Source organism: Enterobacter sp. WP_7_1, assembly GCF_003688535.1.
Taxonomy (GTDB): domain Bacteria; phylum Pseudomonadota; class Gammaproteobacteria; order Enterobacterales; family Enterobacteriaceae; genus Enterobacter; species Enterobacter asburiae.
The window spans coordinates 94718-104687 of the sequence record NZ_REFK01000008.1 but is presented as its reverse complement, the minus strand read 5'-3'; the positions used below and the strand labels follow the sequence as shown (position 1 = coordinate 104687).

The 9970-nt window shown below is 52.9% G+C and carries 13 protein-coding genes; 10 read left to right on the top strand and 3 right to left on the bottom strand.

Going from position 1 to position 9970, the window contains the following annotated elements:
* On the top strand, positions 1 to 217 hold a 217-nt coding region (locus BJ885_RS23530), incomplete at its 5' end, for a hypothetical protein (RefSeq protein ID WP_259467247.1).
* 215 nt (positions 218 to 432) lie between these two features.
* Here the strand turns inward: BJ885_RS23530 and BJ885_RS22240 are convergent.
* The 3 genes from BJ885_RS22240 to umuD all read right to left on the bottom strand — a co-directional run bounded on the left by BJ885_RS22240 (position 433) and on the right by umuD (position 3348).
* Entirely contained in the window at positions 433 to 1155 is a 723-nt protein-coding gene (locus BJ885_RS22240) for a replication initiation protein (protein ID WP_029403849.1), read from the bottom strand.
* A gap of 490 nt (positions 1156 to 1645) precedes the next feature.
* Positions 1646 to 2917: a Y-family DNA polymerase gene (locus BJ885_RS22235; protein ID WP_121932814.1), complete on the bottom strand. Its 1272-nt coding sequence runs from the start codon at positions 2915 to 2917 to the stop codon at positions 1646 to 1648.
* Positions 2917 to 3348, bottom strand: a complete 432-nt coding sequence (gene umuD / locus BJ885_RS22230; RefSeq protein WP_045337362.1) for a translesion error-prone DNA polymerase V autoproteolytic subunit — start codon at positions 3346 to 3348, stop codon at positions 2917 to 2919. Before umuD ends, BJ885_RS22235 begins: the two co-directional genes overlap by 1 nt.
* 231 nt (positions 3349 to 3579) lie before the next feature.
* On the opposite strand from umuD, the gene parM reads away from it, so the two are divergent.
* From parM to BJ885_RS22180, 9 genes are all read left to right on the top strand, one after another.
* Positions 3580 to 4551: a plasmid segregation protein ParM domain-containing protein gene (gene parM, locus BJ885_RS22225; RefSeq protein WP_121932813.1), complete on the top strand. Its 972-nt coding sequence runs from the start codon at positions 3580 to 3582 to the stop codon at positions 4549 to 4551.
* A gap of 2 nt (positions 4552 to 4553) precedes the next feature.
* The gene (locus BJ885_RS22220) at positions 4554 to 5216 is read left to right on the top strand and encodes a plasmid partitioning/stability family protein (RefSeq protein ID WP_029403854.1); all 663 of its coding nucleotides are present in this window, start codon (positions 4554 to 4556) and stop codon (positions 5214 to 5216) included.
* A gap of 3 nt (positions 5217 to 5219) precedes the next feature.
* Positions 5220 to 5483, top strand: a complete 264-nt coding sequence (locus tag BJ885_RS22215) for a hypothetical protein (RefSeq protein ID WP_047650774.1) — start codon at positions 5220 to 5222, stop codon at positions 5481 to 5483.
* 28 nt (positions 5484 to 5511) lie between these two features.
* On the top strand, positions 5512 to 5715 hold the full coding sequence (locus BJ885_RS22210) for a hypothetical protein (protein ID WP_029403856.1): 204 nt from the start codon (positions 5512 to 5514) through the stop codon (positions 5713 to 5715).
* 312 nt (positions 5716 to 6027) lie between these two features.
* Positions 6028 to 6495 (top strand): hypothetical protein, encoded by a 468-nt coding sequence (locus BJ885_RS22205; RefSeq protein ID WP_029403858.1) that lies wholly within the window; start codon positions 6028 to 6030, stop codon positions 6493 to 6495.
* Between the two features lie 528 nt (positions 6496 to 7023).
* A complete protein-coding gene (locus BJ885_RS22195) occupies positions 7024 to 7716 on the top strand; it encodes a DNA methylase (RefSeq protein ID WP_023337959.1) in 693 nt (230 codons plus the stop codon).
* Complete coding sequence (locus BJ885_RS22190; protein WP_013087144.1) at positions 7713 to 7934, top strand: hypothetical protein; 222 nt, start codon at positions 7713 to 7715, stop codon at positions 7932 to 7934. Before BJ885_RS22195 ends, BJ885_RS22190 begins: the two co-directional genes overlap by 4 nt.
* A gap of 56 nt (positions 7935 to 7990) precedes the next feature.
* On the top strand, positions 7991 to 8413 hold the full coding sequence (locus BJ885_RS22185) for a DUF1380 family protein (protein WP_121932812.1): 423 nt from the start codon (positions 7991 to 7993) through the stop codon (positions 8411 to 8413).
* Positions 8414 to 8884: 471 nt separating this feature from the next.
* On the top strand, positions 8885 to 9970 hold the full coding sequence (locus BJ885_RS22180) for an SIR2 family protein (protein WP_121932811.1): 1086 nt from the start codon (positions 8885 to 8887) through the stop codon (positions 9968 to 9970).

The following is a 9970-nucleotide window of genomic DNA, read 5'->3' as shown; positions in this document are numbered from 1 at the left end:
CTGTGGGAAACAGGTCAACTTCACAGACATCCCGGGCTGTGGGAAACAGGTCAACTTCACAGACATCCCGGGCTGTGGGAAACAGGTCAACTTCACAGACATCCCAGGCTGTGGGAAACAGGTCAACTTCACAGACATCCCGGAATGTGGGAAACAGGTCAACTTCACAGACAGCCTGGACTGTGGGAAACAGGTCAACTTTATGGCCAGCCGGTAGTGTGGGAAACAGGTCAACTTGGCGGGCAGTCAGGACTATGGGAAAGAGGTCAACTTTAAGGCCAGCAGGGAATGTGGGAAACAGGTCAACTTAGAGGGCAGCCCAAACTGTGGGAAATAGGTCAAGTTCGGCATGTAATGTGGGAAATACAGCAAGTTTAGTATCCCCCCAAATGTAAGAAACAGACCAGGGGGGGATATAGGAAAAATTTCAGATTATTGTTTTTTATCAAGAAAATTAAACAATAAGCGACCATCTTCTTCGGTTGTATAACTTACCTTTAAGGGCGTCTTCTCATTAATTTTCTTCAGCGCAGGTTCCAGGAAGGTACGTTTCATTTCCGCAATATTGTTCTTCTGCGAGGTTGGAAGCATAAACCTTTCACATAACCAGTCATGTGTGGTGATCCAGACACCTGTGCTCCGGAACTGACACAGGCTTTCATAAAGCCGGATGACACGAACACTATTGAGCTGGCCGCAGTCATACAGAGAATAGGTAGTGAACTGGGAGGTTAAGCCAACAAGGAATGGCATTACCTTGTAGTTAAACTCAATCTGCCAGGAACCCCGGCCTCTCTTCATTCCTGCTTCAGCAAGCCAAGGACGTTTAACTTCTTCAAACTCACCTTCTTTTGGATAGAAGGTAACCGTTGATTCGCCCAAAGCATTTACCCCAGCCTTTACATCACGACTGGCGACAGACGTAGCGACATTGAAGTATTTGACGTAATCGGAAACGCTAATTTTGAAGAGAGGTAATACGTCAGAATCATCATCCTGACTGTCGTTGAAATAGGCCTGCATAAGGCATAACCACAGCACACGTTTTGCCTGAAGAGGCAAGTAATATGCGGCTTCGGTCAATTCGTTAGATTGCTTTATACTGGCGCGTTTTTTAAACGTTTTAGTAGCTGGCAAGAGTGCTTGAGTATCCATTCCAAGACCTATGGGTAAATTATTATTCACCCATAATGACAGTGAAAACAGAAATTGCAAGCTATCGCGTTACTTATCCACTGGGAAAATATGCAATTTATCCACAAGTGGATAGTTGAGATCTAAACTTGACCTGTTTCCCATAGCTTGTTGATGCATATCCCATAGCTTGTTGCTATGGAACCCACAGATACGTGATTAATTACCCATAATATGTTAACCAGTTGCCCATAATGAACTCCTCTCAGGGCGTGCTGCACGCGGCTTTCAGGCTCCCTAAAAGGGGTAAAATAAAGAAAAAAGAATTAAAAAAGACTTTATAAAAATATGCCCGTGGATAAGTGGATAAAGCAGAGTGGGGTATCCATTTAACACCGAGCGTAAGCAGAAATTATCCGTGCAGTTCCCTGGTGCTTCCTCGCTCACTCGCGGGCTTCGCCCTGTCGTTCGGCTGCGGCGAGCACTACTGGCTCTCTCTGAAAAGCGAAATTTAACTGATCCTTGCTATGGGGATATCTTTCCAGCGGGTGGTGTACGCAGGGGAGAGCATGTCGCGTTTCATTTGCCAGGATGGCGCAATCCCTCGTCCGGCAAACCAGACCTGTCCCAGACCGGAATGATTAATGCCATCGAGAACCTTCATCAGCTCGGTGCTGTGAGGACGTGGCGGACGTTCGTCGAACAGCTGCAGCTGCGAAACGCCGGAGCCGGTGAAGTCATTCAGCATCACACCGGCTTTGGCATACCGGTGGCCATCCTTCCAGATACGCTCCAGAGCCGTTGTGGCGGCCGCAATGATGTCTCGGGTGTCCTGAGTAGGGGTAAGCAGTTTCTCGGTAGCCACGTTGCCATAGTAAGGCTCTTTAACGGCGAACGGGGACGTTTTGATGAATACGGAGATATGCCGGCAATACTGGCGCTCTTTCCGCAGCTTTTCTGAGGCCCTCTCTGCGTACTGACAGACAGCCTGCCGCAGCGAATCGTACTCCGTGATTTTCTCTCCAAAACTGCGGCTGCAGACGATCTGCTGTTTCACTGGCGGGGCTTCCTCAAGCGACATGCAGCTTTCCCCGTTCAGGGCGCGTACTGTTCGCTCGAGAACGACGGAGAAGTTTTTCCGGATAAAGGCCGGGTTCGTCAGGGCCAGATCGAGCGCGGTTTTGATGCCCAGAACATTGAGCTTGCGTGCAATACGGTTTCCCACGCCCCAGATCTCTTCGACCGGCTGCAGTGAAAGCAGTTTCCGCGTTCGCTGTGGATTTCCCCGGGTCAGGGCGAGCACACCACGAAACTGTTTCCACTCCTTTGAGGCCCACTGGGCTGATTTTGCAAGGGTTTTCGTCGATCCGGCGCCCACTCCGATGGTCAGACGGGTACAGTCATACACGTGCTGGCGCAGCTGTCGGCCGAAGTCCTCCAGGTCCATGCAGTGCTCCACGCCGGTCAGGTCGAGGAACATCTCGTCAATCGAATACTGTTCCACCCTGGGGGCCAGCTCTTCCAGGCAGCTCATCACTCGCGCTGACATCGAGGCATAAAGTTCATAGTTGCTTGAGAACGCGTATATTTTTTCCGGGTATCTTTCGTTTTTCATCTGAAACCACGGCGTGCCCATTTTGATCCAGGGCTTCGCCTCGGCACTTCTTGCGATTACGCAGCCATCGTTATTACTGAGCACCACAACCGGCTTTCCTTTCAAATCCGGGCGGAAAACACGTTCGCAGCTGGCATAAAAGCTGTTCACATCTGCCAGGGCAAACATCAGTACATCTCCCTCGGGCGGTGGATGATGTGCGTGACGACGCCAAAGATATCCAGATCGTCCGGGTCGGGGTAAATCGGCGACCAGGCCGCGTTCATGGGTTGCAGCGTGAGTCGTGGCGTGAGCAGAAGCCGTTTAACCGTAAACTCCCCCTGCACGCTGGCCACAACAATATCGCCGTGCCGGGGCTTCTCTGCACTGTCCACAACAAGCAGATCGCCATTGTAAAGACTGCCGTCGGACATGCTGTCACCGCTGGCACGCAGGTAGTAAGTCGCGCTCGGATGCCGTATGCAGTAATCATGGAGATCCAGGTCGGACTCGACATAGTCAGCGGCAGGGCTGGGAAAACCGCAGCTGGCCAGGTCGGCAAACAACGGATGGGCCTGTGGCGGGAGTGCTTTCCCGGTGCTGAAAAGCTGCAGTTTCATCTTTCCTCCTGACGTTTAAATATACTGGTTATGCATACAGTATATTTAACAGCGTGAGGATAATCCAGATCACCTGCTCAATGTGCCGTGTGAGTAACCTAAGCTACTCAAAATGTTCTTCTATATCATTTTGGTTATCTTAAATTACTCATAATGAGAAATAAGCCTTTTATTTTTCCATTCTGCTCTTATAATATGTATCAAATTGAGTTTAATTGACGGAGCATAATGATGAATATTTACTGCGATGATGGTTCAACTAATGTTAAGCTGGCATGGTTTGAAGGAAACGAGCTGCAGACCCGGGTCTCTGCTAACTCCTTCCGGCATGGCTGGAAAGTGGCGGAATTCAGTGCTGCAACGTTTAACTATCAGGTGGGCACGCTGAAATACACCTGGGACAGCGTCAGCCGGGATGCCATTCCGACCACAAACGTGGAATATCAGTACGGTGATCTCAACCTGCTGGCCGTGCATCATGCGCTGCTGAACAGCGGACTTGAGCCGCAGCCGGTGAGCCTGACCGTGACGCTGCCCCTGAGCGAGTATTACGACGGGGACTGCCAGCGGAACGAGGAAAATATCCGACGCAAACGGGAAAACCTGATGCGTGAGCTGGTCCTGAATAAGGGCAGGGTATTTACCGTAACGGACGTGAAGGTGATGCCGGAGTCACTGCCGGCAGCGTTCTCCCGTCTCGCGGAGCTGAAGCCCGGACCTGCGGAAACCACCCTGATTATCGATCTCGGCGGGACCACGCTCGATGCCGGCGTGATTGTCGGACAGTTTGATGATATCAGTGCGGTGCATGGTAATCCGTCTGTTGGCGTGTCACAGGTCACCCGAGCAGCTGCAGGCGCACTGCGCGCTGCAGACAGTGAAACCAGCGCGCTCATTGCTGACACGGTCGTCCGCAACCGCAATGATCGTCAGTATCTGCAGCGTGTGATCAACGATGCCGGTAAAATTGACGATGTCCTGAGCAAAATTACAGAGGCCATCACCTCCCTGGGCGCGCGCGTCACCAGTGAGCTGACGGCCTTCAGGAACGTTAACCGGGTATTCCTGGTCGGGGGAGGGGCATCCCTCATTGAAGAGGCTGTCCGTCAGGCCTGGCCTCTGGCTCCTGACCGTATCGAGGTTATAGGCGATCCGCAGCTGGCGCTGGCCAGAGAGATTGCCCTTTACAACAAAGAGGACTAAACGTGCCGGACGGCCTGTATTCTTTCTATCTGCACAGCGACGATCGCACCGACATCGCAGCGATGGCGACCATCAGCACCATCTCACAGCCCCTGCGCGGAGACTTCATCCGGACCGCAGCCACCGCCGGGGCGGTGATGTACCAGACGGATGCCCGTTTACCGGCACTGATCCCGGTGTTCTTTGACGGGCAGCTGAGCGCCATCCGGCTTTGTGCCGTGATGGCCCTGGTCTCCGGCACCTGGTCTTCACTTTCCGGACTTCCTGATGAGCCGGATGGCGGTGTGGCCGCGCTGGCCATGTCACCGGAGACGAAATATCAGCGCCGGCGTTACACCCTGACGCTTCAGGATGACCGTAGCAGTGAACGGGTTGAGCGTGTGCTGACGGGGGTGTCATCGCGCCTGCGTGGAGAGCTGCTGAGAAACCTGATTATCACCGGTCTGGCCCTGCACACGACCGCACCGGAGCTGCCGCGTCTGCTGGCCAGCATGCCGGTACCGCCCGGCACGGTCAGCGAGCTGCAGGTTCTGGTTCAGCAGATGGCCGGTACAGCTGTCGCGAGTAAGGCTGCAGTACCGGAGAAACCAGCAGAGCCTGCCGCACCGGCAACCGGTGATGCGACCAGGATAAAGAAAAATATGCGACGGGCATTCGGAGACTAGAACATGTCAGTGATTAAACAAAAGGCAGAGCAGTGCATTCATAACTTTCTGCGTGCCCGGAATGTGCCTGAATCTCAGTGGCCGGAACTGGTCAAAAAGACCGGCAGGGGAATGATACTGGCAGGCGTGGCCGTTGTGGTTCCCGGCGTTCTGGCTGATAACATCTCCCTGCCGGTGACAATCGCGATGCAGGTCTGCTACGCCTCACTGATCGGCCTCGGGGTTCTCCTGGCGTTTGACGAGAAAAAACCAAAGGGACGGGGATGAATATGAACATTAACCTGAAGGAAACGGTATGAAGCTTGAAGACCTGTCAGGAGACGAACGCACGCTGGTCGTTGTGGCACTGCAGGCGCTGCACCGTGAGAGATTAGCCGCATCAAATGCCGTCTTTACGGTCTGTAGTCTGGCCGGAAAGGAGCAGCCGCCGGAAGATATTTTTGGACTGCGGGAAGTGCAGGATGCTCTGAGGCGTATGGGGGCAGCTCCTGCGCGTTAAATCCTCGTGATACTTCAGGGCTAAAAAAATGGCAGGGTGACATCACATCCCTGCCGTCAAAACTAAACGCTTAATTTTCCTCCGCTTTACTTAAGCCGTAAAAATTACCCGCCGTGCCTTCACGCTAACCCGGCCGCTTCTGCCTCCAGGGAAGCTGTCGCCTCCGTCCTCACCCGTTCGCGCCCTGCACGGTGCATTCAGCCCGTGAAGGGCTTGCGCTGCGGCTTCGGCGTCGCCCTGGCGTCTTCCGCTTTTCGCCGGGTTTTTGTGGCGGCACGGCGCAAGAGGGTGCCGGATGCTGAGGACACAACCATGTTCAGACTGACCTGTATTGAACTGAATAACGGCGAATTTGCCGTGTATATCAACAACCACTACCTGGGGAGCGAGGATGCCAGCAGTGAACGACTGTGCCTGGGTGAAATCCGGGAGCAGCTTTCCCAGCTCCCGGGCGTGGAATTACAGACCCTTCATGAAGCGGTGCCGGAGGAGGATGACTGGTGCTGGAATGACATCGCCGATCGCGTGCTGCCGCCTGTTTCAGCCTGCCGGGATGATGTGACGGTGGCAGGACTCATGGCCAGGCTGAAGCAGTACCCACCGGATGCACTGTGTCTGGGGACATTCTGGCTGGCAGATGATTTTCTTTCACTTGATGACAGTCTGTCTGAAGAGAAAATTGCAGAAGCAATGCGTACCTGCGACCGAAGCCATGATGCCGGAATCGGATTTAACTGGGACACGCTGCAGATTGCCATTGACGGAGTGAAGGGGCGCTGACGAAAAACGCAGGACGCTTTCCGGGAAAAGAGCGTCCTCAAATGTGTCATATTCGTTTTAAGTGAAAACCCATCAGATGTTTTCGGCACAGATAATTGCACAATCGCTGCTTTTTTTCACCTGCCATATATCCGACTGAAAAAAAGGACGTCTCCGGTCGGGGACGTCCTGAAATCAAAGGCACACATGTAAGATAACGGCGCGAATCCATTATCAGTGTGCATTCTGCCATACCCTGCCTGACTCATCAGCTACCAGAACCGGCACCGAAGGATGTCGGTTCCCTCCGCCTTATTGCCGCCAGCCGGCGGCGTGTTCAACGCCGTGCCTTCACGCTAACCCGGCCGCTGCGGTCGCAAGGGTTCACGTTGTCTCCGTCCTCACCCGTTCGCACCTTTCACGGCGCATTCAGCCCGTGAAAGGCTTGCGCTGCGGCTTGCGGCGTCGCCCCTGCGCCCTCCGCTCAGAGCCGGGTTTTTGTGGCGGCACGGCGCAAGAGGGTGCCGCATATCAGAGAGGAGTGTGTCTATGTCCCGTTTTATTCTGGGTGACTGCGTGCAGGTGATGTCCCGTTTCCCGGCGCGTGCCGTCGATTTTATTCTTACCGATCCGCCGTATCTGGTTGGCTATAAAGACCGTACCGGGCGCACCCTGGCCGGGGACAACTCAGCAGAATGGCTCCAGCCCGCCTGTCATGAAATGTACCGCGTGCTGAAAAACGACAGCCTTATGGTGAGCTTCTATGCCTGGAACCGCGCGGATCTGTTTCTGAATGCGTGGAAAGCGGCCGGTTTCCGGGTGGTTGGCCATATCGTCTTCGCCAAGTCCTACGCCTCAAAATCGACGTTCGTGGGTTACACCCATGAGAGCGCCTACCTGCTGGCGAAGGGGAGGCCGCAAACCCCGGACCGTCCCATTCCGGACGTGATCCCCTGGAAATACACGGGCAACCGACACCACCCGACGGAGAAGCCGGTGCAGAGCCTGCGACCGCTGATTGAATCGCTCACGCATCCGGGGGCCATTGTCCTTGACCCGTTCGCCGGCAGCGGCTCCACCTGCGTGGCCGCCGCCGAAGCCAGCCGCCGCTATATCGGGATTGAGATGCTTGAGCAGTACCACGCCGCCGGCGTTCGCCGCCTGGCGCAGGTTGAGCGGGCGAGAAGGATGCCGGCGGCCAATGACGGTGCGTTTTATCCCGACTATCCGGAGGCGGCATGAACTACCCGGGCCTTGAACACCTGCGCGCGGACGTGGCCGCGCTCAGCAATGCCATGTGTGACGTGCGGATGCTGCTGAACCGCCTCGAATCGCAGCACCGGCACGACGCGGCAACGCTTACCGAACGTATGGCTGCGCAGACCCTGCGCCGGATCAACACCCTGCTTCTGGAAGCCTACCGTGAAGCCCTGGTGCTGGACGAAACCTTTCAGGACTGACTGACCCTGCCGGGCTGAGGCCCGGCCTGTAACCCCCTAGCAAGAGAGAAAAAACGATGTACGGAATCCGCGAAGAACTTTGTGTACAGCTTGAAAACATGTTCACGGCTGACGAACCCCTGGTCCTGCTGGTCTGGACGGAGGAGGGGATTAGCGTAGCCTGCCGTGAAGCCCAGCCAGAACCGGACGGGGCTGAAATCCGGGAGGTGATGAAGGCCCTCGGCGAAATGAAAATGACGCAATACCGCCAGGAAGGGGTAAATCATCAGACTATCAGCGATCTCCTGACCCGTCAGCGGGAGGCGGCAAACCATCAGGTGAGTGTTCCGGCGGTACTTCTGTCCCGCGTCCTGCGTAACTATGAATGCGAGCTGGAAAACCGGATCGGTATGGCCTGGGAAGCCGGGCGGCGGGAGCCTGAATCCGTCAGGGATGAGCTGAATAACGTTCGCGCACTACAGGAGGCGCTGGCCGCCTGAGAGAAAGCCGGGGTAACGCCCCGGCAACCGGTGGCCATCCACAGCGAATAAGATACCCTCTTAATTAGCAACCTTCTATTGGGGCCAAAAGGATTCAATCTAGTCGGGAGTGCATGTGAAGGTCAGCTTTGAACGAACTGCGGACATCGACAATGCTCCCCACAACTAACGGAAGCATTACTAACATTACGATTTGTTCATTAGTGGGAGTAGGTTTGACTGTGGGCCAAACATTAATACAGGGGACATTCTTGCTGCCATAACATCCATTTGTCTCAATGACGATCTAAAAGATGTTTTACGCGGAGCGAAACCTACGATTGGCAGAAACTTGATATAGCTCTACAAATGAGTGTTCTAGATTATTGCTCCGCAATAAAAACTTGAAGCATTAAAGCAAGAGAATAAAGTACTAATGCTGCAGAAGTTAGGTGGTAAACACTGAAATTTGATGTTTTAAGTGGGGGGAACATGGAGTTGACAAAAGAATCTGCATATCAAGCGATTGCAGAGTTTTTTACTGAGAAGCCGTTTGTTTTATTTGGCACAGGAACTTCATGTGCACTTGATCTAAATTTTGGGATGCCAGCATTAGAGCGCCACCTTCGAGCCGAATTGATCAGTGGTATGACGGATACCCAGGAACAACAATGGCAGCAAGTTATCTCTGCACTTGATGGGGGGAGCCATGATTTTGAATCTGCTATGGACTTCATCAAGGATGAGGCTCTGACCACTCGAATAGTCGAGCTAACTGCAAGCTTTGTTGCACATCATGATAACATTCACGCCCATCAAATCATTTCAGGATTACGCGATTGGCCTGCTGGTTCACTACTGAAAAAGCTCGTTGAGACTCTGCCACAGGCCGATAAACAACTTCACGTCGCAACGCCTAATTACGATTTATTAGCTGAGTACGCCTTTATTCGATATAAGATTCCATATATTACGGGGTTTTATGGCGGCTTTCTTCAACGTTATGACTGGAGTGAAGCAAAAAAAGCAGTTCAATCTATTCATAAAGGCTTAGGCAAGCCGAGACAGCCATCAAGAATCGTTGAATGTAAACATGTTCGACTACACAAACCACATGGTTCATTAAATACGTTTGAATGGGAAAATCACCTTATTGAGTGTAATAGCTGGATTCTCAACAAACCTGAAGGCGTTGTGCGAGCGATGATCACTCCTGGCACAGCCAAATATCAGCGATTGCATAAAGACAGGGCCCAGTTGGCTGAATATGATAATGCTGTTGGAAACCATACCTGTTTTCTGTTTTTAGGATTTGGCTTTAACGATTCCCAACTTGTAAATAACGCATTTAGACAAAAACTCGAACAAGATCAGTGCCGTGCGTTGGTTATTACTCGGGATTCAAACTCAAGAGTCGAGGAATGGTTAGATAAATGCCAAAATATGTGGCTTATCTGCAAACAGACAAATTCAGATAAAAGCAGAATCTACAATTCAAAGTTTGAAAACTGGCTGCATTTAGATGACAAGGAATTATGGCGTTTTGACGCTTTCGCTAACGAGTTTTTAGGGGGGTAA

Excerpts from the sequence above, each read along its gene's own strand:
- BJ885_RS22240 (WP_029403849.1), bottom strand. The coding sequence starts at position 1,155 with ATGGATACTCAAGCACTCTTGCCAGCTACTAAAACGTTTAAAAAACGC.
- BJ885_RS22235 (WP_121932814.1), bottom strand. The coding sequence starts at position 2,917 with ATGTTTGCCCTGGCAGATGTGAACAGCTTTTATGCCAGCTGCGAACGT.
- umuD (WP_045337362.1), bottom strand. The coding sequence starts at position 3,348 with ATGAAACTGCAGCTTTTCAGCACCGGGAAAGCACTCCCGCCACAGGCC.
- parM (WP_121932813.1), top strand. The coding sequence starts at position 3,580 with ATGAATATTTACTGCGATGATGGTTCAACTAATGTTAAGCTGGCATGG.
- BJ885_RS22215 (WP_047650774.1), top strand. The coding sequence starts at position 5,220 with ATGTCAGTGATTAAACAAAAGGCAGAGCAGTGCATTCATAACTTTCTG.
- BJ885_RS22210 (WP_029403856.1), top strand. The coding sequence starts at position 5,512 with ATGAAGCTTGAAGACCTGTCAGGAGACGAACGCACGCTGGTCGTTGTG.
- BJ885_RS22205 (WP_029403858.1), top strand. The coding sequence starts at position 6,028 with ATGTTCAGACTGACCTGTATTGAACTGAATAACGGCGAATTTGCCGTG.
- BJ885_RS22195 (WP_023337959.1), top strand. The coding sequence starts at position 7,024 with ATGTCCCGTTTTATTCTGGGTGACTGCGTGCAGGTGATGTCCCGTTTC.
- BJ885_RS22190 (WP_013087144.1), top strand. The coding sequence starts at position 7,713 with ATGAACTACCCGGGCCTTGAACACCTGCGCGCGGACGTGGCCGCGCTC.
- BJ885_RS22185 (WP_121932812.1), top strand. The coding sequence starts at position 7,991 with ATGTACGGAATCCGCGAAGAACTTTGTGTACAGCTTGAAAACATGTTC.
- BJ885_RS22180 (WP_121932811.1), top strand. The coding sequence starts at position 8,885 with ATGGAGTTGACAAAAGAATCTGCATATCAAGCGATTGCAGAGTTTTTT.